Genomic DNA, 23,530 nt, shown 5'->3' on the forward strand with positions numbered 1-23,530 from the left:
GCCATTGATTTGCGTGTCTCTATCAAGGCTGATAAGTCAATAGTTATAGCGGAGCAATTGTCCATGCAGGATCGCAATTTCGATGATATCGCCGAGAAATTCTCGCGTAATATCTACGGCACAACGAAGGGAATGATCCGCCAAGCAGTAGTGTGGCAAGATATCACTGGGCTATTAGCACAGTTACCGCAACGCCCGTTACGGATTTTAGATGCCGGTGGTGGTGAAGGGCACATGGCTTGCCAACTGGCGGCATTAGGTCATCAGGTTCTATTATGTGACCTGTCCGCTGAGATGATCCAGCGAGCAAAAGTGGCGGCGCAAGAAAAAGGTGTGAGCCACAACATGCAATTTGTACAAAGTGCGGCGCAGGACATCACCCAACATTTAGAACAGCCGGTTGATCTGATATTGTTCCATGCGGTTTTAGAATGGATTGCAGAGCCTCAACCTGTTCTGCAGGTCCTTTTTAATGCGCTAAAACCCGGTGGCGCACTGTCATTGATGTTTTTCAATGCCAATGGCTTGGTGATGCGTAATGCGGTATTAGGTAATTTTCAGTTAGCGATACCGGCGGTAAAAAGGCGTCGCCAGCGCTCATTATCACCGCAATATCCTTTAGACCCACCGACGGTATACGGTTGGCTTGAGCAAATGGGTTTATCCATTAGCGGTAAGACGGGAGTGCGGGTGTTTCACGATTACATGAAAAATAAACAGCAACAAGTCGATGAGTTTGCTGAATTATTGGCGTTGGAACAGCGCTATTGCCGGCAGGAGCCCTTTATCAGTTTGGGGCGCTACGTGCATGTCTCGGCGTTTAAGGCGAATCTGAAGGACCCATTATGAGTGAATTTTCCCAGACAATACCCGAACTGGTCGCCTGGGCGCGAAAAAATGATTTTTCGATTACTCTGCCAACCGAGCGCCTGGCCTTTCTTATGGCGATTGCCGCCTTAAACGGCGAGCGACTGGACGGCGAAATGAGCGAAGGCGAGTTGGTTGATGCATTTCGTCATGTCAGCAAAGGTTTTGAACAGACCACAGAAACCGTGGCAGTGCGCGCCAATAACGCCATCAATGATATGGTGCGCCAGCGTTTGCTCAACCGCTTTACCAGTGAAATGGCCGATGGCAATGCCATTTACCGCCTGACGCCATTGGGCATTGGTATCACTGATTATTATATTCGCCAGCGTGAGTTCTCCACTTTGCGGCTGTCGATGCAGTTGTCAATTGTGGCGCAAGAGCTGCAACGCGCAGCGGAGGCAGCAGAAGAGGGCGGCGATGAGTTTCACTGGCACCGCAATGTATTTGCCCCGCTGAAATATTCCGTCGCTGAAATCTTTGACAGTATTGATATGACGCAGCGCTTGATGGATGAACAGCAGCATAGTGTCAAAGAAGATATCGCCGCGCTATTGAATCAAGATTGGCGCGCCGCGATTGCCAGCTGCGAAATGTTGCTGTCAGAAACCTCCGGTACTCTGCGGGAGCTACAAGATACGCTGGAGGCGGCGGGTGATAAACTGCAAGCGAATTTATTGCGCATTCAGGAAGCCACTATCGGCAATGTCGGCCTAGATTTGGTTGACAAGCTGGTCTTTGACCTGCAAAGCAAACTTGACCGCATTATCAGTTGGGGCCAGCAAGCCATTGATCTTTGGATTGGTTATGACCGCCATGTCCACAAGTTCATTCGTACTGCGATTGATATGGATAAAAACCGGGTATTCGCCCAGCGCTTGCGCCAGTCAGTCCAGAATTACTTTGATAGCCCTTGGGCCCTGACCTACGCCAATGCAGATCGCTTGCTGGATATGCGCGATGAAGAACTGACGTTGCGCAGTGAAGAAGTTACCGGGGAGCTGCCGCCGGATCTGGAATTTGAAGAGTTCAATGAGATCCGCGAGCAGCTAGCCGCTATGATTGAGCAGGCGTTGCTGGTTTATCAGCAACAGAAGTTGCCACTTAATCTGGGGGAAGTGATGCGCGATTACCTCGTGCAATATCCGCGTGCTCGTCATTTTGACGTGGCTCGTATCCTGGTCGACCAGGCAGTTCGCCTTGGTGTGGCCGAAGCCGATTTCTCAGGGTTACCGGCCGAATGGCTGGCAATCAATGATTACGGAGCCAAGGTGCAGGCACATGTCATCAACAAATATTGAAGTAGTCATGCCAGTTAAACTGGCTCAGGCATTGGCCAATTCACTGTTTCCGGCGCTCGACAGTCAGCTGCGCGCTGGCCGCCATATTGGTATTGATGAGCTGGATAATCATGCTTTCCTGATGGATTTTCAGGAGCAATTGGAAGAATTTTATACTCGTTATAATGTGGAGTTAATTCGCGCCCCGGAAGGTTTCTTCTATCTGCGCCCACGTTCAACCACCCTTATCCCGCGCTCGGTGTTATCTGAGTTGGATATGATGGTGGGAAAAATTCTCTGTTATCTGTATCTCAGCCCGGAACGGTTAGCTCACGAGGGTATTTTTGCCCAGCATGAGCTGTATGAAGAGCTACTGAGCTTGGCCGATGAGAGCAAATTGCTGAAGTTCGTTAACCAGCGCTCAACCGGTTCCGATTTAGATAAGCAGAAGTTGCAGGAAAAAGTTCGCACGTCACTTAACCGGCTGCGCCGATTGGGCATGATTTACTTTATGGGCAATGACAGCAGTAAGTTTCGTATCACTGAAGCGGTGTTCCGTTTTGGTGCCGATGTACGCAGCGGCGATGATCCACGCGAAGCTCAGTTGCGTATGATCCGCGATGGCGAAGCCATGGCAGTCGAGAATAGTCTGTCACTCCATGATGAGAGCGATGAAAACGACATCACTATGGGCAATGCAACGGACAGTGTAGAGGATGAACAGGAATGATTGAACGCGGTAAATTTCGCTCACTGACCCTAGTTAACTGGAATGGTTTCTTTGCCCGCACATTCGATCTTGATGAGCTGGTGACGACCTTATCGGGGGGTAATGGTGCGGGTAAATCCACCACCATGGCCGCTTTCGTCACCGCATTGATTCCCGACCTGACGTTGCTGCATTTTCGTAACACGACTGAAGCCGGGGCCACCAGTGGCTCACGTGATAAAGGCTTGCACGGTAAATTGCGTGCCGGGGTATGTTACTCCACGTTAGATGTGGTTAATTCCCGCCATCAGCGCGTGGTGGTCGGGGTGCGCTTGCAACAAGTGGCTGGGCGTGACCGTAAAGTTGATATCAAGCCGTTCACCATTCAAGGATTGCCCACCGCGATTCAGCCGACCGAAATTCTCACGGAAGTGGTTGGTGAGCGTCAGGCCCGGGTGTTGTCGTTACAAGAATTGAAAGAGCGCGTTGAGGCGATGGAGGGCGTGCAGTTTAAGCAATTTAACTCCATCACCGATTATCACTCACTGATGTTCGATTTAGGTGTGATTCCAAAACGGCTGCGCTCGTCGGCTGATCGCAGCAAATTCTACCGTTTGATTGAAGCATCATTGTACGGCGGTATTTCCAGCGCCATCACCCGCTCTCTGCGCGATTATTTATTGCCAGAAAACAGTGGGGTACGGAAAGCCTTCCAGGACATGGAGGCGGCGTTGCGTGAAAACCGCATGACTCTTGAGGCTATCCGCGTTACCCAGTCCGACCGCGACCTATTCAAGCATCTGATTTCTGAGGCGACTTCCTACGTTGCGGCGGATTATATGCGCCATGCTAATGAACGGCGCATTCACCTTGATGGCGCTTTGGTTTTGCGCCGCGACTTACTGACTAGCCGCAAGCAACTGGTGACTGAGCAGTATCGCCATGTGGAAATGTCACGTGAATTGGCTGAGCAAAGTGGGGCTGAGTCTGATCTTGAGACTGATTATCAAGCAGCCAGTGACCACCTGAGTTTGGTACAAACCGCCATGCGTCAGCAGGAAAAAATCGAGCGTTATCAAAGCGATTTGGAAGAGTTGACCTATCGGCTGGAAGAGCAAAACGAGGTTGTTGCCGAGGCCTGCGAGCAGCAGGCTGGTAATGAAGCACGCGCCGAAGCCGCAGAGCTGGAAGTGGACGAACTGAAAAGTCAGTTGGCCGACTATCAGCAAGCGCTAGATGTGCAACAGACGCGCGCTATTCAATATCAGCAAGCTTTACAGGCTTTAGAACGTGCGCGCGCATTGTGCCAGTTGCCAGAATTAACGGCGGATAACGCCGAAGATTGGCTGGAAACATTCCAGGCCAAAGAGCAGGAAGCAACCGAGTCTTTATTGCAGCTCGAACAAAAACTGAGTGTTGCCGATGCCGCCCACAGCCAATTTGAGCAAGCTTATCAGTTGGTTGTCGCGATTGCCGGCCAGGTCAGCCGCAGCGAAGCTTGGCAGGCTGCGCGGGAATTATTACGCGATTGGCCATCCCAACAACATTTGGCTGAGCGGGTTCAACCCTTGCGCCTGCGCCTGTCTGAGCTGGAACAGCGCTTACGCGCCCAGCAAGATGCCGAGCGCTTATTGCAAGAATTCTGCAAACGTCAGGGGCAGGAATATCAGCCGGAAGAGCTTGAAGAGCTGCAGCGCGAGCTGGAATCACAAGTTGAAGAGCTTTCTCTCACTGTCAGTGATGCCGGTGAGCGGCGCATGGAAATGCGCCAGGAGCTGGAACAACTGAAGCTGAAAATTCAGGAACTGACGGCGCGCGCCCCCATTTGGCTGGCCGCACAGGATGCCTTGAGCCAACTGAGTGAGCAAAGCGGAGAAGCGCTGGAAGATAGCCGTCAAGTGACGGAGTACATGCAGCAGTTGCTGGAACGTGAGCGCGAAACCACGGTCGAGCGTGATGAAGTGGCGGCGAGCAAACGCGCTATTGACGCACAAATTGAGCGCTTGAGCCAACCGAGTGGGGCTGAAGACCCACGGATGATTGCACTGGCCGAGCGTTTTGGCGGTGTGCTGTTATCCGAGATTTATGACGATGTCACCATCGACGATGCGCCATATTTCTCGGCACTGTATGGCCCGTCGCGCCACGGTATTGTGGTGCCCGACTTATCATTGGTGCGTGACCAATTGTTGGGGCTGGAAGATTGCCCGGAAGATTTGTACCTCATTGAGGGGGATCCGCAGTCATTTGATGACAGTGTATTTGCCGTCGAAGAGCATGAAAAAGCGGTGGTGGTGAAAATTGCCGATCGCCAATGGCGTTATTCCCGCTACCCGCAAGTGCCACTGTTTGGCCGTGCCGCCCGTGAAAACCGGCTGGAATCACTGTATCAAGAGCGCGATAGCCTAGCGGAGCGCTATGCGACCCTGTCATTTGATGTACAAAAAACCCAGCGTTTGCATCAGGCATTCAGCCGGTTTATTGGTTCTCATCTGGCGGTGGCATTTGATTCGGATCCAGAAGCTGAAATTCGCTTGCTGAATACCCGCCGTGGTGAAATTGAGCGCGCTTTGACTGCGCACGAAGAAAATAATCAACAGCAACGTCAACAATTCGAACAGGCCAAAGAGGGTATCTCCGCTCTTAATCGGTTGATTCCATTGGTTTCATTGTTGCTTGATGATACGTTGACTGACCGCGTCGAAGACATCACTGAAGAGCTGGCCGAGGCACAAGAGGCGGCCCGTCATATTCAGAAGCACGGCGCTGCTCTGACCAAGCTTGAACCTCTGCTGGCGGTGCTGCAAAGTGACCCGCAACAACACGAACAGTTGCAGGAAAACTATGCGCAGGCGCAAAACAGCCAGCGCCAGGCGAAGCAGCAAGCTTTCGCTTTAACTGAAGTGGTTCAGCGCCGGGCGCACTTTAGCTATACCGACTCTGCGGGTATGCTGACTGAAAACTCGGACTTGAATGATAAACTGCGCCAGCGCTTAGATCAGGCTGAAGCAGAACGTACCCGTGCGCGCGAGCAATTGCGCCAGTATCAGGCCCAATTTACCCAATACAATCAAGTATTAGCGTCATTAAAAAGTTCCTATGACGCCAAGCGCGACATGCTCAAAGAGTTGAGTCAGGAGCTGGTGGATATTGGTGTTCAGGCAGACCCCGATGCTGAAGCCCGCGCCCGTACTCGCCGTGATGAACTGCATGCCGCATTGAGTGCCAACCGCTCACGTCGTAATCAGTTAGAAAAGCAACTGACTTTCTGCGAGGCCGAGATGGACAGTTTGCAGAAGAAACTGCGCAAGTTGGAGCGGGATTATCATCAAATTCGCGAGCAAGTGGTGCATGCTAAAGCGGGCTGGTGTGCGGTGATGCGCATGGTGAAAGATAATGGTGTTGAGCGCCGCTTGCATCGGCGCGAATTGGCTTATATGGATGGTGATGAACTGCGCTCAATGTCGGATAAGGCGCTGGGGGCCTTGCGTTTGGCGGTGGCTGATAATGAGCATCTGCGTGATGTGCTGCGATTGTCGGAAGACCCTAAACGACCTGAACGTAAAGTTCAGTTCTATATCGCGGTATACCAGCATCTGCGCGAGCGCATTCGCCAGGATATCATCCGCACTGACGACCCAGTTGAAGCCATTGAACAGATGGAAATTGAGCTGGGCCGCCTGACCGAGGAGTTGACCGCCCGTGAGCAGAAACTGGCGATCAGTTCAAAAAGTGTGTCGAATATCATCCGCAAAACTATTCAGCGCGAACAGAACCGTATTCGTATGCTCAATCAGGGCTTGCAAGCGGTGTCATTCGGTCAGGTGAAGAGTGTGCGGCTGAATGTGAATGTGCGCGAAGCCCATGCAACCTTGCTGGATGTGCTCTCTGAGCAGCAAGAACAACATCAGGATTTGTTCAACAGCAACCGCCTGACCTTCTCTGAAGCACTGGCAAAACTGTATCAGCGCCTGAACCCACAAATGGATATGGGGCAGCGGTTGCCGCAAACCATTGGTGAAGAGTTACTGGATTATCGTAACTATCTGGAGTTGGAAGTTGAGGTTTACCGTGGTGCTGATGGCTGGTTGCGGGCAGAGAGTGGTGCATTGTCTACCGGTGAGGCTATCGGTACCGGGATGTCTATTCTGGTGATGGTGGTACAGAGCTGGGAAGAAGAATCGCGCCGCTTACGCGGTAAAGATATTTCCCCTTGCCGTTTACTGTTCCTCGATGAAGCTGCGCGTTTGGATGCGAAGTCTATCGCAACACTATTTGAATTGTGCGAGCGGTTGGAAATGCAATTAATTATTGCGGCGCCGGAAAATATTAGTCCAGAAAAAGGGACAACCTATAAGCTGGTGCGAAAAGTCTTCCAAAATCATGAGCATGTACACGTGGTTGGTTTGCGCGGCTTTGCCAATGAAATACCAACATTGCCAGCGGTACCGCTTGAACAATGATATTCGCGGTTAATTATTGCGCAATAAAACCGCAATAATAATTAATCCTATTAAATGGTCGCTTAGCGGCCATTTTTATTTATGGTTACATCTGAGGGTTATATTTTATAACCAAGGAAAATCTGTTAGCGTAACGTAAATGGCTAAATTTGTAACATTGACCACTCGCTGGCATTTCTGTTTGTATAATAGGGTTAATACCTAAAAGTCGTGAATATTACCGTCGACGAATAAACTATGCTGAGCGAGTTCCCGTCAGTCATTCGGGTGAGAAAGCCGCTAGCATGCTGCCACTTCAGGGAAGAAAGGTAACGACAGACTATGACGTATTTAGACAAGCATACCGGGGGCATAGAATGTCGGTAGAGAAAAGAAATTCGCAACGCGCATTAGCGTTATATTGCGCTTTAATTTGTAGCGTGATGCCAATATTCACTGCATCGGCGACCGCGCCAGTGGTTCCTGTCGCTTCATCTTTAGCATCACCCAGTATCACGGTGGCGCAAAGTCGCGCTCAGTTATTGGCGACACTGCCAAAAAATGTGATTCCACACTATTTTTCTGAATTAGCGGTGTTGTATGCCGCGAATCAAATGCAGCCCATGTGGCAGGATAGAACGGCCGTTCAGCATTTTCAGCAGCAATTAGCAGAAGTGGCTCTTTCCGGCATTCAACCACAATTTATGCAGTGGGTGAAGTGGCTCAGTGATCCTGAAGTGACTGGCATGGCCCGTGATGTGATCCTCTCCGATGCTATGCTGGGTTATTTGCAGTTTATTTCCGGTGTTGATGCTAACGGCAGCGTCTGGTTATACAGCAATGTGCCATACAAGATGGCCATGCCACCGGCGGCGGCTTTAAATCGCTGGCAGCAAGCCGTGCATGAGGGGACGACAGCGCCTTATCTGGCATCCTTAGTACCTCAGCATCCGCAATATGAAAAAATGCATCAGGCGTTGAAACAGCTGCTGGCCGACCGGCGTCCATGGCCGCAAATGACCAATGGCCCGAGTTTACGCCCGGGTCAGCTCAGTGATGATATTCCGGCGTTGCGGGAAATTCTCGACAGAACCGGTATGTTGCACCCGGTGGTGGCAGCGGCTCCGGTGAAAACCCCGGAAGTCATTCCAGCCGATAATCCCGCGGTCGCGGCAGTCAATGACGACCTCTCAGTCGATGAAGAGAAAAACCGCGCTCAGGCACACAGCTTGGTGGTTAGCCCATCAGCCGCGCCAGTAGCAGATACTCCAGTGACCGGAGGCGCTGTTGCACCATCATCGACACTCCTGAACGCCACGGCCACTGACAATATTTACACGCCGGAACTCATGGAGGCTGTTAAACGTTTCCAACAGTGGCATGGTCTGAGTGATGACGGGGTCATTGGTGTCCGTACTCGCGAATGGTTGAACGTTTCGCCGCAAACACGAGCCACATTATTGGCGCTAAACATTCAGCGCTTACGTATTTTGCCGGGTCGGGTTGATAATGGCATTATGGTTAACATTCCAAACTATTCGCTGAATTATTATAAGAATGGCGCTGAAGTGCTTTCGTCGCGAGTGATTGTGGGCCGCCCAAGCCGCAAAACCCCATTGATGAGTAGTGCGCTGAATAATGTGGTGGTTAACCCGCCATGGAATGTGCCGACCTCGCTGGTACGCCAGGATATCGTGCCGAAAGCGCGTTATGATGCCAGTTATTTCCAGCGCCATGGCTATACCGTACTGTCAGGTTGGAGCAATGATGCTGAAGTTGTCGACCCATCAATGATCGACTGGAGCATGATTTCCCCGAATAATTTCCCGTATCGCCTACGCCAGGCACCTGGTGCCAGCAATTCATTGGGGCGGTTCAAGTTTAATATGCCAAGCTCTGATGCTATCTATTTGCATGACACACCGAATCACGGTTTGTTCCAGAAAGATATTCGCGCGTTGAGCTCGGGCTGTGTTCGCGTCAATAAAGCCTCTGACTTAGCCAATATGCTGCTACAGGATGCGGGTTGGAATGATGCTCGAGTTTCCTCGACCCTCAAACAGGGGGATACCACTTATGTCAACATTCGCCAGCGAATCCCAGTGCAGTTGTATTATTTGACGGCATGGGTGGCAGAAGACGGCAAAGCGCAGTTTAGAACAGATATTTACAATTATGATCTGACGGTGAGATCAGGTTCACAAATCTCCCATCAAGCCGAACTTTTACTGCAATAAATGCAGTAAAACTCAATAACTAACGGTCTCAATATCGGGTTGTCTTATGTGCGCTCCTGAGCGGGCGCACCTATAACCTGGACTAAACGCACAGTGAATGCGTGCCGAATGCGGGTTGACTGGTTTTCCGTAGGCGGTTATGGTTCGGGACGGCACATTATACAGTGCTTACTTTTGACATTCTTGCCGAGTATTAACAGAGACCATGGACAAAATTGATAATTATCGCCGTAAATGGCTAGCATTAGGCGGGGTAGCGCTAGGTATGTCGCTGCTCCCTGGACAAGCATTTGCTACTCTCTCTACACCTCGTCCACGCATTTTGACCCTGAATAACCTGAATACAGGTGAGTCTATAAAAGCTGAATTTTTTGACGGTAGAAACTATAACAAAGATGAACTTTCCCGTTTAAATCATTTATTACGCGACTATCGGGCTAATAAAGTCAAAACTATCGACCCTCGCTTATTTGATCAGCTATATCGCCTCCAAGGCCTCTTAGGTACGACTAAACCGGTGCAGCTAATTTCAGGTTACCGCTCATTAGATACGAATAATGAACTGCGCGAGCGGAGTCGCGGTGTGGCTAAGCACAGCTTCCATACCCAAGGGCGGGCGATGGATTTTCATATTGAAGGTATTCAATTGAGTAATGTCCGCAAAGCGGCATTAAAAATGCGCGCAGGTGGTGTAGGATATTATCCTCGCAGTAATTTTGTGCATATTGATACTGGGCCAACACGAGCTTGGTAATACATATTTTTATGCCAATGCTTTTTAGTTTGTAAGTTATCGCATTGGGGTTGGAGTTTTATGAAATATCAAATTATTCCGGTGACGGCTTTTAGCCAAAATTGCACACTTATCTGGTGCGAAGAGACAAGACAGGCTGCTGTTGTAGACCCCGGTGGTGAAGCTGCCAAGATCATTGCTGAAGTTGCTCGTCAGGATGTTAAGGTTAGTCAGATTTTACTGACACATGGTCATTTAGACCATGTGGGAGCTGCGGCTGAATTAGCCGCGCATTTTCAAGTGCCGATTTATGGCCCAGAAAAAGAAGATACGTTTTGGTTGGAGGGGCTACCCGCTCAAAGCCGAATGTTTGGGTTGAGTGAGTGTGAAGCTTTTACTCCGACTCGTTGGCTTGACGAGGGTGACAAAATCACTGTCGGTGCGATTGAATTATCAGTATTGCATTGCCCTGGGCATACACCCGGTCATATTGTCTTTATTGATAAAAAAGATCGGCTAGCGCTAGTCGGAGATGTCATTTTTAATGGTGGTGTTGGGCGCAGTGATTTCCCGCGCGGTGACCATCAGCAGTTGATTAATTCTATCCGAACCAAATTGTTACCTTTGGGTGACGATATGGCGTTTATTCCAGGCCATGGCCCAATGTCTACATTAGGGCACGAGCGGCAGACCAATCCGTTTATACGAGAAGAACCTGCAATTTGGTGATATTTTGAGTTTATTACCATAAATACTGAACTCAAATGATTGAATCGTAAAAAAGGCGCTGATTAGTGCCTTTTTTACGTTATATTGAATACGCATGGTTAAAGCTTTTTGTGAACTAATAATCAGTTATCTTTCGGTGTTACTAACATAATGATGATAGCTACCAAGTCCAGCATTCCCCAGCGGTATTGATAGTACATAGCATAATAAAAAGAGATAACGGATATTAGCCGGGCAAATTCTTTTGTTGCCGTTTTGAGTCCGTAGAATTGCGAGCGCTTTCAATGGAACCTACTATGCCATTTCGTCGTTTCAGACTTAATAATTTATTGTCGCGATTAGGCTTTTCTTGCATGATTTTATTACTGTTTCTGTTGTTAGGAGCCGTAATTATCTACATGCAAACAAAAGCCAATATGCACCAAACTGCTGAGATTAAACTGCAACAGGGCAAGGAGCGTTTTGAGCAGATATTTAATAACTTACAACATGCTGCTATTCAGGTAGAAACTGGGCTAGGAAAACCTTGCATGCAGGTCGTCCAGAATTTACGTGACCAAGTGGTATTGATTCCGGATGTTCGCTCTGTTTCTTTAGCTAAAGGCACCAGTATTTATTGCTCATCGATATATGGCCCCTTAGCTACCCCCTTCGATTTAGATGTATTTGTTAATGGGCAATTAGAATTAATGTCGGGCAATGATGTTACTCCTGATCGCGCTTTGATGGTTTACCGGCAAGAGCGCGGGGATTACAGCATTTTAGTTGCGGTTGATGGCTATTATTTGCGTAGTATTCTCAACCTGCTCAGCAATTCTATTGATGTGCGGCTGAGTGTCGGTGATAAGTGGCTAGATGCAGCGGGGGCAGTGCATTCTGGTCGGCCGCCTGATAGTGGAGATCTGCTGTCTCTGGCCTCAGACAAATATGCCTATTCATTAAGTACCACTCTATCTCATCAGCAATATTTAGATTATGTCCGTCAATATGCCCAAGGCAGCGTAATTTTCTTTATATTAATGAGTGTGGGGTCTGCTGCCCTTATTTTCTGGCTGACCGGTAGGGCGGCCTCACCCACATTGGTATTAAGACACGCACTAGAAAATAACGAATTCATTCCTTATCTACAGCCGATTGTATCTGGTAAAGACCAATGCTGGGTTGGGTGTGAAGTATTAATGCGTTGGCAGCATTTGGGGCAGGGGCTTATTCAGCCGAATAAATTTATCCCTATGGCGGAAGACAGTGAACTTATCGTGCCGATGACGCGGGCAATTATGCAACAAGTGAGCGCAAAGTTTGCCCCTTATGTGAATCAATTACCCGCAGGTTTTCACTTTGGCTTTAATATCAGTGCCAATCATTGCCGTGATTTGAGTTTGGTCGATGATTGCCGCAATTTTATTCAGGCTTTTGGCGGCAATAAGATTAACATCACGTTGGAGTTAACTGAGCGCAAATTGATTGTTGCAGATGAAACCACCGACAGATTATTTGCCGAGTTACATGCTTTAGGTGTCTTTATTGCCATTGATGATTTTGGTACCGGACATTCAAGTCTGACTTATTTGCAAAAATTTAAAGTCGACTTTATAAAAATTGACCAAAGCTTTGTTGGGATGATTGGCTCGGATGCATTGTCGAGTCACATTGTTGGGAATGTTATAGACCTGGCTACCCGGTTGGGATTAAAAACGATTGCCGAAGGGGTCGAGAACGATACTCAAATGCGCTATTTGCAAGCCCACAAAGTTGATTATCTGCAAGGTTATATGTATGGGCGACCAATGCCAATGGCGGAATTTGCCAAATATATGTTCCATTAGGATTTTCTTGTCTGCATATAAAAACAGAAGGGTGCCTAAGGCACCCTTTTTACATGCGGTTGAGTTGCTTAATTAGAGCACTGCAACAATAGCTTCACACAGTGGAGCCATATTGTCTGGTGTCATACCCGCAACGTTAACACGGCCAGAGTTAACCGCATAAACAGCAAACTCATTGCGCAAGCGCAGAACTTGTTCTTTCGTCAAGCCACTGAATGAGAACATACCATTCTGGTTAATGATAAAGCTGAAATCTTGCTGAGCGCCTTTCTCTTGCAATGTATTAACAAACAACTGGCGCATACGATGAATACGCTGGCGCATATCTGTCAGTTCTTGTTCCCAAATAGCACGCAGCGCAGGATTGCTGAGTATGGTCGCAACAACTGAAGCACCATGAGCTGGTGGGTTGGAATAGTTAGCCCGAATAACTGCTTTCACTTGGCTAAAAGCAATATCAGCCACTTCACTGCTTGCGGCAACCACTGTGCAAGCCCCAACACGCTCATTATATAAACCGAAGTTTTTGGAATAAGAACTGCAAACAATCAATTCTTGATGCTTAGCGGCAAAAATACGCAAGCCCTGAGCATCTTCTTCCAAGCCTTTAGCAAAGCCCTGATAAGCGAAGTCAAACAGCGGCAACCAACCTTTTGCGACCGACAGTTCAGCCAATTGGCTCCACTGCGCTTCTGTTGGGTCGATCCCGGTTGGGTTATGGCAACAGCCATGGAACAGCACGACATCGCCCGCTTGCGCTTCTGACAGGCTATTTAATAAGCCATCGAAGTCCAGCGCATGGTTTGCAGCGTCATAATAGGCATATTCAACAACTTCTAATCCAGCAGCAGCGAAGATGTTTTTATGGTTTGGCCAGCTTGGATTGCTGACCCAGACACGTTTGGCGCTGGTTTGGTGGGCAATAAAGTCAGCGGCGATACGTAATCCACCAGTACCCCCGGGGGTTTGTGCGGTGCGAGCACGTTTATCAGCAATAATCGCACTGCTAGCCCCGAACAGCAGTTCCTGAGTACAACTGGCGAAAACTGGCAGGCCATCAATACCTAAATAATTTTTGGTGACTTCATTTTCTAGCAAATACTGCTCAGCTTTCTTTACGCTGGTCAGCACCGGCGTCTTCCCGGTTTCGTCTTTGTAGACACCAATCCCCAGGTTAATTTTATTAGGGCGGTCATCCGCGCGGAAAATATCGGTCAGGCCCAGAATTGGGTCCGCTGGTGCAGCAGTGATTTTTTCAAACATGTCAGAGGCTTCCATGGCTTAGCGTTAAGCAAACAGAACCATCAGGGTAGCGCCAGTTGCAGACTTTGCCAACCGTTTGCGAGAAAAAGAAATGAATGTTGTGAGGCGAGGGGATTCAGGGTGAAAAATCGGCAGAATAGGCCAATCAGTAGCGTAATATCCCTAAATTGACTAAGGTGAAAACAAAAAGACAGAGCCGAGGCCCTGTCTTTTTTAACTTACATCAGCAGATGAACTGCGTGATTAAGTTTAACTTAGAACTGGTAAACCAAGCCAACACCAACAACGTTGTCTGTGTTCAGACCGTTTTTAACAGTGAAGGTGTCTTCGTCCAGCAAGTTGATTTTGTAATCAACATAGGTAGACATGTTTTTGTTGAAGTAGTAGTAAGAACCAACAGAAACATATTTCAACAGGTCATGGTTGTCGCCAGTTGCGTCATTCAGATCCTTGCCTTTAGACTGAACATAGCCTAAAGATGGACGCAGACCGAAGTCGAATTGGTACTGTGCAGTAATTTCCAGGTCACGAGTTTTGTTCGCGATAGTGTTAGTTGCAGTACCGTATGGAGTCATGTTCTGAGTTTCAGCATACATAACAGCCAAGTATACGTTGTTAGCGTCGTATTTAGCACCAACGTTCCATGCTTGCGCTTGGTTACCTGGAGCGGTAGAAGAATCTTTCTGCAGAGTCGTACGGTTTGCAGTAGAGTAACCAGCACCGAAGTTCACGCCGTAGCCGATGTCGTAAGTTGAAGACATGCCGAAGCCGTCGCCATTAGACTCTTTAACATTGCCATTACGTTCGTTTTTGCCTTGGTATTGCAGGGCAAAGTTCAGACCGTCAACCAGACCGAAGAAGTTGGTGTTACGGTAAGTTGCCAGGCCAGTAGAACGGCCAGTCATGTAGTTGTCAGAGTTGGAGATTGAATCACCACCGAACACTGGCAGCATGTCAGTCCATGCGTTGACGTCATAGATTACGCCGTAGTTACGGCCGTAGTCGAATGAACCGAATTCAGCAAATTTCAGACCAGCAAAGCCCAGGCGGGTTGCGTTGCCATCTTGAGCGTCACCGCCTTCGGTGTTGTTGGCTTGAACGTTGTATTCCCACTGGCCGTAACCGGTCAGTTGGTCAGTAATTTGGGTTTCGCCTTTGAAGCCAAAACGAACATAAGATTTGTCGCCGTCTTGTTTAGCGTTATCAGAGAACTGGTGACGCGCGTCAACTTTACCGTACAGGTCAAGTTTGTTGCCGTCTTTGTTGTAGATTTCTGCTGCATTAGCTGCGCCAGCTGCTAACAGTGCTGGGATTACTACTGCAAGAATATTGCGCTTCATCATTATTATTACCCTCATTGGTGTTATTCGGACACCTGCCACTGCCGCCAATAATTTTTTTGGAACTATTGTTGAGAGTTTGGTGTCGTCTGTGTCTGAACGCAGTGTTCCATTCACAGGCCCTATAATCCACACCGAAAATGCTACCAATTACCAGAATATGTTTCATTAGGGCACAATGTGTTACTAAATGTAAATATCAGGGAACTTTGTGATTCAGATCGAACTTTAAAAAATGACAAAAGCCAGCAGAGCTGGCTTTTATTTATACAAAAATACAAATTTTTTCTAAATGACGAACTTAGAAACTGGCATTTCTTGGTGTCCGAGGGAATGGAATTACGTCCCGTACGTTTTGAACCCCTGTTACATATGAGATCAAACGCTCAAATCCAAGGCCAAAACCTGAGTGTGGCACTGTGCCATAGCGACGCAGGTCACGATACCACCAATAATCTTCTTTATTGAGGCCCATTTCTGCCAGACGAGCATCCAGGACATCTAAACGCTCTTCACGTTGTGAACCACCGATAATCTCACCAATGCCAGGGGCGAGAACATCCATCGCCGCCACGGTTTTGCCATCTTCGTTCATCCGCATATAGAAAGCTTTGATATCTTTTGGATAGTTTTTAACCACAACCGGAGCTTTAAAGTGTTTCTCAGCTAAGTAACGTTCATGCTCAGAAGATAAATCAATGCCCCAAGAGACATCATTTTCAAATTTCTGTCCAGAAGCTACCAAAATGTCAATGGCGTCAGTGTAGTCAACCTGAGCAAAATCTGAAGTCACAAAGCGCTGCAAGCGATCAACGGCATCTTTATCTACGCGTTCGGCAAAGAACTTCATATCATCAGCACGTTCGTTCAATACTGCCTGGAAAACGTATTTCAACATGCTCTCAGCCAAACCAGCGACATCATCTAATGACGCAAAGGCTACTTCGGGCTCGACCATCCAGAACTCAGCCAAATGACGGCTGGTGTTGGAGTTTTCAGCTCGGAAAGTGGGGCCGAAAGTGTAAACTTTGGATAAGGCGCTGGCGTAGGTTTCACCATTAAGCTGACCGGACACTGTAAGGAAAGCTTCTTTACCGAAGAAATCTTCGCTGAAATCAATCGCACCGGTGTCAGTACGCGGTAAATTTTCCAGATCCAAGGTTGATACGCGGAACATTTCCCCCGCACCTTCAGTATCAGATGCGGTGATCAGTGGAGTAGAAACCCAGAAATAGCCATTTTCGTCGAAGAAACGGTGAATCGCCTGCGCCAAAGTATGACGCACGCGCGCGACGGCTCCGATCAGGTTGGTTCGTGGGCGTAAGTGAGCCACTTCGCGCAAGTATTCTATGCTGTGGCGTTTAGCTGCCATTGGGTAGGTATCAGGGTCATCAACCCAACCGACCACTTTGATAGTGGTTGCCTGAATTTCAAAACTCTGACCTTCGCCTGGAGACGCAACCACCGTGCCAGTCACTTCTACTGAACAGCCGGTAGTTAAATGCAGCACTTCATCCTGATAATTAGGCAAAGTATTATTCACGACGGCCTGTAACGGGTCAAAGCAGGAACCGTCATAAACGGCAACGAAGGAGATACCCGCTTTAGAATCTCTCCGGGTACGCACCCAACCGCGCACGGTGACTTCACTGTCAACCGCAGCACGGCCTTGCAGTACGTCGACTACAGGCACTACGCTCATAAATTTCTCTCTTTAATAGTTTTGATAAATAGTTAACAACCCAACAAAATGGGGATATTGCTATGTTACTTGCGGCGGTGCAGGACACAAGTAGAAATCACCAGTTCAGCGTAACATTTCTATAAATATACCCGCCATACTGGCCACATTCATTACTTGCTGGTTGCTTTCGTGTCATTCGAATTATTTGGGGTATCGATTCGATAGCGACAGAGAAATGATTGAATAGTGAAATGTGGCGGGGTAAAGCGGGTGGAAAAGCGCGAATATGAAAGGCACCGGGCAGCATCTGCCGCCCGGCAATTAAGTATTAGCTGGCTTTCTTGACCAGAGGCAGCGCAAATGCTTCGCGTAATTCATCAACAAAAGCAGGGTCATGACAAATGGTTTTACCTGGGCTGTCAGACAGTTTCGCGACTGGTTTATCGTTACATTCGACCAACTTAATAACGATATTCAGTGGGTTGATACCAGGAATATCACAGGTTAAGCGCGTGCCAATACCAAATACCAACTTGATCCTTTGGTAGAAATGGCGGTATAGCGACACTGCTTTTTCCAAATCTAAATTATCGGAGAACACCAATGTTTTAGTCATTGGGTCGATGCCCATTTTTTCATAATGGGCAATAGCTTTTTCACCCCATTCGATAGGGTCACCCGAGTCATGGCGTAATCCCTGATAGCGATGAGCGAATGTTTCATCAAAATCGCGCAGGAAAGCATCCATAGCTATACAGTCTGTTAATGCCACACCTAATTGGTTTGGATACTCGTCTAGCCAGACTTGTAACGCGACACGCTGGCTGTTGGCCAGCACTGGGCTAATCTGTTGGTGGGCCTGGAACCATTCATGCGCTTGTGTTCCGACCGGTGCCAAATACAAATTCCGGGCTAAATCATAATTACTGGTGCCAACAAGATAGGGGAACTCGTCTTTTAAGTGGCTAACAATGGCGTGCTGTATTTCACGGGAGAAGCGACGGCGTGTGCCAAAGTCCATCAACTGGAAGTGAGTGATGTCAATATCCGCACTGAGCGCTTTAAATTGCTGAAGTTTGCTGCGCAACTGTGCAAGGGCCTGATTTGTCGTGACATGCGCAGAGCGTCGACGATGGACGATTTCACTAATGACCGCCAATAACGGGACTTCCCACAGAATAGTTTCGCACCATAATCCGGTAATCCGAATCTCTAATTTGCCACCATTATCAGATACGCTGACTTGCTCGGGGTTAAAACGAAAAGCCCGCAACCAAGTTAAATAGTCATTTTTAAAGAAAGGCAAACCGGAGAGATAGTGATACTCATCATCAGTTAGTGCCAATTGGCTCATTAATGTTATCTGGTGGCGGATTTCATCGGCATATTCGCCCAGCAGCTCATCACCACGGCAGCGGAACTCCGCGGCCACGGTAATATGGCGATAACGATGGAACACTGCTTGTTGCATATGGAGCTTATAAGCATCCGTATCAAGCAATGAAGTCAAAATCGGTGAGGAGTCTTGGGTCATGGCGCTATATAGCATCCTCGTAGGAGCGTTTTCCACAGTCGGCATAATCTAAAAGTTGCAGAAGTATACCGGTATTATCCTGTTATTGAAGCCTCATCACACCATAAATGCTAATCAGAGGTCTAGGATTAAACGTGCCATTATCTGCTAAGTGGCTTTTTTCTTAAATGGGCGATGCTGTTAAGGCCAAAATTTGGGGGCATGAGAGAATATTAGATAAATATTGCCTTAAAAAATATAGGGTTGCTAAGCTGGGTATAATATCAACAAAGAGTAAGTTTCTATGTCCGTCTTAATCAGGAAATGGGGGAAATAGAAACTTTCATGCTAGCGACTAAAATATATTGTAAAGAATATCTGTAGTGTTATCACTCCGTCATGGTAACTGACTATATTGTATGCCGGAGCCGGCTTGATTGCGGATGTAATCTGCAAATGCTTCAGTCACATCCACTGCATCATAGATATAAGGAGGAACCCAACCTATATTCGCATCAAATCCACAACTATTCAGTTCAGCGGTGTTGTTATTGAAGGTCGAGCCACTGTCATCAATTTTATCGCCACCGAACGCTTTCATCACTTGGCATTGAGCGGCTAAGCCGCCAATCAAAAATATATTTTTTTCAGATAAAATACTGGACTGATAACCTAAGCCATAACTGTATTGATAAGGATATATTGGGTCTGATTTATCATTATCAAAGAAGTTATTATAGAGGTGTATGCTCCCGAACCGAACACGAGGAGTGCGTTGTATTATCCGCGTAAAGTAATTATTGAAGAATGTCACATGCATAGTGCCAGTATCTTGTTCAGCATTGCTATCGCTGTGGCCAATCAGGATGGTTTTATCATGTAATTCAAAGCGACACGATGAAACCGTAACATAATCAGAACCGCGCTTAATATCCAGCGCACCATCATGTTGAACATATTTCCAGCCATCTTTCTCAATATACTGGTCAATAGTAAAACGACCATCGCTGAATGTGACATGGTCAATCCAAACATGATGTGAAGTAATAATGTTGAGGCCATCCCATTCAGCATTCCAGCCATCACCCTCTTCAAACTGGGGATCAACATCTACTGGGTTTTCAATAAAAATATTATGAATAATAACATTATGAGTATTTTGGATAATTATTGAGCCCTCGATAAATTTCGCATTCTCAGTAACACCAATTAAGCTGGTATTCGCATTGAGATACACGATGCCACGTGCTTTTTGATCCTCCCGGTCTTGATACGCAATACCTTCACTGACATCAATAAGACCATATACCTGAATTATCTTAGGGCGCTCCCCTGACTCCTGCAGTGCTCGCCTGAGTTCCGACACCGTGAATACCAGATAGATATCATCGCTGGTTGCATCTGACCCTCCCGTTGTTCCCCCAGCTTCAGCCGCCCATCCCCCAAGAGGGGAAATATTTCTTGCTGATTGATGAACGATAGGTGCATTTATCCTGTTGGTCATAATAACTCCTGTTATATTCGCATTTCTTAATAGTGTAAGATTTTAAATAGAACATAATTTCACTTTAAATAAAATGATGTTTATATTAACTGGGTTAAATCAACAATAAATACTATTAAGTTATTTTTATATGGGCCTATTCACTATTTTCTGATTTTAAAATGGGATGTATTGCTATCAGTTAAACTTATTAAGAAGATAAAAGCGTTGTAATGATAGGGAAAAGCACTGTCAGTATCATAAATTTTATTAATATACTGCTAGAGGTGGCAGCAATGATAACGTAACTCACACACTTTGCTGGGTAATTCCGGTGGGTAATATTGTGAGAGTGAAGAGGTTGATTTAATCGGCAGAGTCGCCGCACATGACTTGCCGCCGTTACTGATAAATAACAACAGAGCAATAGGCTTGCGAACCGGCTCGAAAAACGTACATGTAACACTGCAATTGCCGTAATAGCACGGGTTCCCAACTGGGTTTTTTTCACAATTGTGATACATTGAAAAGACTATCTGAGTCTATGATGAAGTCGCTGACCAGACTTGCTTTGAACCCAAAATTTGGGGCAAAACGACCATAAATATAGACTTGATAATCATATTCACTGATGACGTCAAAAGGGTTTTTATGACACAACAGCCGCAAGCTAAATACCGCCACGATTATAAATCGCCGGATTACACTATCACCGATATCGATCTGGATTTTGCCCTTAATGCACAAAAAACGACGGTAACGGCGGTTAGTAAGGTAAAACGTCAAACAGCAGACGTGACACCGCTGGTTTTGGACGGTGAAGATTTAACGCTTATTAGTATCAGCGTTGATGGGCGAGCATGGCCACATTATCATTTACAAAGCAACTCACTGGTTATTGAGCAATTACCTGCGCATTTTACACTGACAATCGTCAATGAAATTCACCCTGCAACGAATAGTGCACTTGAGGGCTTATATCTTTCCGGTGATGCACTTTGTACACAATGTGAAGCCGAAGGTTTCCGTCATATTACTTATTATCTCGACCGCCCTGATGTATTGGCGCGTTTTACAACTCGCATTGTTGCCGATAAGTCACTTTACCCTTATTTACTTTCCAACGGGAACCGTGTGGATCAGGGGATTTTGGCTGATGGTCGCCATTGGGTTAAATGGGAAGACCCGTTCCCGAAACCTTGTTATCTATTTGCATTAGTTGCGGGTGATTTTGATGTCTTACGCGATAAGTTCATTACTCGCTCTGGCCGCGAAGTCGCGCTGGAGCTTTTTGTTGATCGCGGTAATCTGGATCGCGCCGATTGGGCAATGACCTCATTGAAGAACGCCATGAAATGGGATGAAACCCGTTTTGGCCTGGAATATGACCTCGACATTTATATGATTGTGGCGGTTGATTTCTTCAATATGGGGGCCATGGAAAATAAAGGGCTGAACGTATTCAACTCAAAATATGTTTTGGCAAAAGCAGAAACGGCGACAGATAAAGATTATCTAAATATTGAAGCTGTTATTGGCCATGAATATTTCCATAACTGGACAGGTAACCGCGTTACTTGCCGTGATTGGTTCCAATTAAGCCTGAAAGAAGGACTGACGGTATTCAGAGACCAAGAATTTAGCTCTGATTTAGGTTCGCGTGCGGTTAATCGCATAGAAAACGTCCGGGTGATGCGGGCGGCACAGTTTGCCGAAGATGCCAGCCCGATGGCTCACGCTATTCGTCCAGATAAAGTCATTGAGATGAATAACTTCTATACCTTGACCGTGTACGAAAAAGGGTCAGAGGTGATCAGGATGATGCATACTTTACTGGGGGAGCAGCAATTCCAGGCTGGCATGCAACTCTATTTTGAGCGCCATGATGGCAGTGCCGCGACCTGTGATGACTTTGTACAGGCAATGGAAGATGCCTCTAATGTCGATTTGTCTTTATTCCGCCGCTGGTATAGCCAATCTGGCACACCAATACTGACTGTCCGTGACGATTATGATGCTGAAAAGCAGCAATATCATCTACATGTTAGCCAAAAAACATTACCCACCGCTGACCAGCCGGAAAAACTGCCACTGCATATCCCATTGGATATTGAGCTGTATGACGGCAAAGGTAATGTAATTGCATTACAGAGAAACGGTTTACCGGTTCACCATGTTCTGAATGTGACAGAGCTTGAGCAGACTTTCACCTTTGATAATGTTGAGCACCCGCCTATCCCGTCTCTACTACGCGAATTCTCTGCGCCAGTTAAATTGGATTACACCTACAGTGACCAGCAGCTCACTTTCTTGATGCAGCATGCCCGCAATGAATTCTCGCGTTGGGATGCGGCACAAAGTCTGCTGGCAACATATATCAAACTCAATGTTGCTAAATATCAACAGAAACAGCCCCTGAGTTTACCTAGTCATGTGGCCGATGCTTTCCGTGCAATATTGCTTGATGAAAATCTTGATCCTGCCCTGGCAGCACAAATTCTGACATTGCCGTCGGAAAATGAAATTGCGGAGCTGTTTGCGACTATTGATCCGCTAGCAATCAGCGCAGTACATGAAGCCATTACCCGTTGTTTGGCAAATGAATTGGCTGATGAATTATTAGCCGTCTATGTAGCAAATATAACTCCAGAATATCGAATTGAGCACAGCGATATCGCTAAGCGAGCATTACGCAATACATGCCTGAGTTATTTGGCGTTTGGTGATGTGGAGTTTGCAAATAAGCTTGTCTCTTCCCAATATCACCAAGCTGATAATATGACGGACTCGTTGGCGGCATTGGCAGCCGCTGTTGCTGCACAACTCCCTTGCTGTGATGAATTGCTGGCAGCCTTTGATGTGCGCTGGAACCATGATGGTTTGGTGATGGATAAATGGTTTGCTCTGCAAGCAACCAGCCCGGCGGCAGATGTTTTGGCACAAGTGCGTGGATTGCTGAAACACTCGGCATTTAGCTTGAGTAACCCAAATCGTACCCGTTCGTTGATTGGTAGTTTTGCTTCCGGTAATCCGGCAGCATTCCATGCTGCGGACGGCAGCGGTTATCAATTCCTAGTAGAAATACTCAGTGATTTGAATACCCGTAACCCACAAGTTGCTGCTCGCTTGATTGAACCATTAATTCGTTTGAAGCGATATGATTCAGGGCGTCAGGCTTTGATGCGGCAGGCTCTGGAGCAATTGAAAACATTGGATAATTTATCTGGTGACTTGTACGAGAAGATAACCAAAGCATTAGCGGCCTAACTCGCCTGTCTGCAAAAATAAATAATTTGCAGACATTATTGTTTAAATAATAGGGGGCATAACGGCCCTCTATTTTTTTGTCATGATAATTATTAACACCGCGGTAACTTTAGAAAGTCGGGTCTTTGCATGGCTTTACTTCGCAAACGTTTACTTT

Annotated in this window: 14 protein-coding genes; 9 read left to right on the forward strand and 5 right to left on the reverse strand. The window is 47.1% G+C overall.

Annotated elements, in window-relative coordinates; translation table 11 throughout:
- Positions 1-63 precede the first annotated feature (63 nt).
- From cmoM to D5F51_RS06120, 8 genes are all read left to right on the forward strand, one after another.
- Complete coding sequence (gene cmoM, locus D5F51_RS06085) at positions 64-849, forward strand: tRNA uridine 5-oxyacetic acid(34) methyltransferase CmoM (RefSeq protein ID WP_129195891.1); 786 nt, start codon at positions 64-66, stop codon at positions 847-849.
- Positions 846-2,168: a chromosome partition protein MukF gene (gene mukF / locus D5F51_RS06090; RefSeq protein WP_025378776.1), complete on the forward strand. Its 1,323-nt coding sequence runs from the start codon at positions 846-848 to the stop codon at positions 2,166-2,168. Before cmoM ends, mukF begins: the two co-directional genes overlap by 4 nt.
- Complete coding sequence (mukE, locus tag D5F51_RS06095; RefSeq protein ID WP_025378775.1) at positions 2,149-2,877, forward strand: chromosome partition protein MukE; 729 nt, start codon at positions 2,149-2,151, stop codon at positions 2,875-2,877. The genes mukF and mukE overlap by 20 nt, the downstream gene beginning before the upstream one ends.
- A complete protein-coding gene (gene mukB / locus D5F51_RS06100) occupies positions 2,874-7,319 on the forward strand; it encodes a chromosome partition protein MukB (RefSeq protein WP_129195892.1) in 4,446 nt (1,481 codons plus the stop codon). The genes mukE and mukB overlap by 4 nt, the downstream gene beginning before the upstream one ends.
- A 356-nt stretch (positions 7,320-7,675) precedes the next feature.
- On the forward strand, positions 7,676-9,535 hold the full coding sequence (gene ldtD, locus D5F51_RS06105) for a L,D-transpeptidase (RefSeq protein ID WP_025378773.1): 1,860 nt from the start codon (positions 7,676-7,678) through the stop codon (positions 9,533-9,535).
- 205 nt (positions 9,536-9,740) lie between these two features.
- Positions 9,741-10,289: a peptidoglycan L,D-endopeptidase MepK gene (gene mepK / locus D5F51_RS06110; RefSeq protein ID WP_025378772.1), complete on the forward strand. Its 549-nt coding sequence runs from the start codon at positions 9,741-9,743 to the stop codon at positions 10,287-10,289.
- Between the two features lie 60 nt (positions 10,290-10,349).
- Positions 10,350-10,997 (forward strand): MBL fold metallo-hydrolase, encoded by a 648-nt coding sequence (locus D5F51_RS06115; RefSeq protein WP_129195893.1) that lies wholly within the window; start codon positions 10,350-10,352, stop codon positions 10,995-10,997.
- A gap of 296 nt (positions 10,998-11,293) precedes the next feature.
- Positions 11,294-12,823: an EAL domain-containing protein gene (locus D5F51_RS06120; RefSeq protein ID WP_025378770.1), complete on the forward strand. Its 1,530-nt coding sequence runs from the start codon at positions 11,294-11,296 to the stop codon at positions 12,821-12,823.
- A 72-nt stretch (positions 12,824-12,895) separates the two neighbouring features.
- Here D5F51_RS06120 and D5F51_RS06125 read toward each other — a convergent pair whose 3' ends face one another.
- From D5F51_RS06125 to D5F51_RS06145, 5 genes are all read right to left on the reverse strand, one after another.
- Positions 12,896-14,086, reverse strand: a complete 1,191-nt coding sequence (locus D5F51_RS06125; protein ID WP_025378769.1) for an amino acid aminotransferase — start codon at positions 14,084-14,086, stop codon at positions 12,896-12,898.
- A gap of 254 nt (positions 14,087-14,340) precedes the next feature.
- Positions 14,341-15,426: a porin OmpF gene (gene ompF, locus D5F51_RS06130; RefSeq protein ID WP_162301828.1), complete on the reverse strand. Its 1,086-nt coding sequence runs from the start codon at positions 15,424-15,426 to the stop codon at positions 14,341-14,343.
- A gap of 301 nt (positions 15,427-15,727) precedes the next feature.
- Positions 15,728-17,128: an asparagine--tRNA ligase gene (asnS, locus tag D5F51_RS06135; RefSeq protein WP_025378767.1), complete on the reverse strand. Its 1,401-nt coding sequence runs from the start codon at positions 17,126-17,128 to the stop codon at positions 15,728-15,730.
- A 310-nt stretch (positions 17,129-17,438) separates the two neighbouring features.
- Positions 17,439-18,644 (reverse strand): nicotinate phosphoribosyltransferase, encoded by a 1,206-nt coding sequence (gene pncB, locus D5F51_RS06140; RefSeq protein ID WP_129195895.1) that lies wholly within the window; start codon positions 18,642-18,644, stop codon positions 17,439-17,441.
- A 376-nt stretch (positions 18,645-19,020) separates the two neighbouring features.
- Complete coding sequence (locus D5F51_RS06145) at positions 19,021-20,127, reverse strand: pectate lyase family protein (protein ID WP_129195896.1); 1,107 nt, start codon at positions 20,125-20,127, stop codon at positions 19,021-19,023.
- A gap of 630 nt (positions 20,128-20,757) precedes the next feature.
- Between D5F51_RS06145 and pepN the strand changes: the two genes are divergently transcribed.
- Positions 20,758-23,373, forward strand: coding sequence for an aminopeptidase N (gene pepN / locus D5F51_RS06150; RefSeq protein WP_129195897.1), 2,616 nt, complete (start codon positions 20,758-20,760; stop codon positions 23,371-23,373).
- Positions 23,374-23,530: the final 157 nt, after the last annotated feature.

This window comes from Yersinia hibernica, from assembly GCF_004124235.1.
In the GTDB taxonomy this organism is placed as follows: Bacteria; Pseudomonadota; Gammaproteobacteria; order Enterobacterales; family Enterobacteriaceae; genus Yersinia; species Yersinia hibernica.

Excerpts from the sequence above, each read along its gene's own strand:
- cmoM (WP_129195891.1), top strand. The coding sequence starts at position 64 with ATGCAGGATCGCAATTTCGATGATATCGCCGAGAAATTCTCGCGTAAT.
- mukF (WP_025378776.1), top strand. The coding sequence starts at position 846 with ATGAGTGAATTTTCCCAGACAATACCCGAACTGGTCGCCTGGGCGCGA.
- mukE (WP_025378775.1), top strand. The coding sequence starts at position 2,149 with ATGTCATCAACAAATATTGAAGTAGTCATGCCAGTTAAACTGGCTCAG.
- mukB (WP_129195892.1), top strand. The coding sequence starts at position 2,874 with ATGATTGAACGCGGTAAATTTCGCTCACTGACCCTAGTTAACTGGAAT.
- ldtD (WP_025378773.1), top strand. The coding sequence starts at position 7,676 with ATGTCGGTAGAGAAAAGAAATTCGCAACGCGCATTAGCGTTATATTGC.
- mepK (WP_025378772.1), top strand. The coding sequence starts at position 9,741 with ATGGACAAAATTGATAATTATCGCCGTAAATGGCTAGCATTAGGCGGG.
- D5F51_RS06115 (WP_129195893.1), top strand. The coding sequence starts at position 10,350 with ATGAAATATCAAATTATTCCGGTGACGGCTTTTAGCCAAAATTGCACA.
- D5F51_RS06120 (WP_025378770.1), top strand. The coding sequence starts at position 11,294 with ATGCCATTTCGTCGTTTCAGACTTAATAATTTATTGTCGCGATTAGGC.
- D5F51_RS06125 (WP_025378769.1), bottom strand. The coding sequence starts at position 14,086 with ATGTTTGAAAAAATCACTGCTGCACCAGCGGACCCAATTCTGGGCCTG.
- ompF (WP_162301828.1), bottom strand. The coding sequence starts at position 15,426 with ATGAAGCGCAATATTCTTGCAGTAGTAATCCCAGCACTGTTAGCAGCT.
- asnS (WP_025378767.1), bottom strand. The coding sequence starts at position 17,128 with ATGAGCGTAGTGCCTGTAGTCGACGTACTGCAAGGCCGTGCTGCGGTT.
- pncB (WP_129195895.1), bottom strand. The coding sequence starts at position 18,644 with ATGACCCAAGACTCCTCACCGATTTTGACTTCATTGCTTGATACGGAT.
- D5F51_RS06145 (WP_129195896.1), bottom strand. The coding sequence starts at position 20,127 with ATGACCAACAGGATAAATGCACCTATCGTTCATCAATCAGCAAGAAAT.
- pepN (WP_129195897.1), top strand. The coding sequence starts at position 20,758 with ATGACACAACAGCCGCAAGCTAAATACCGCCACGATTATAAATCGCCG.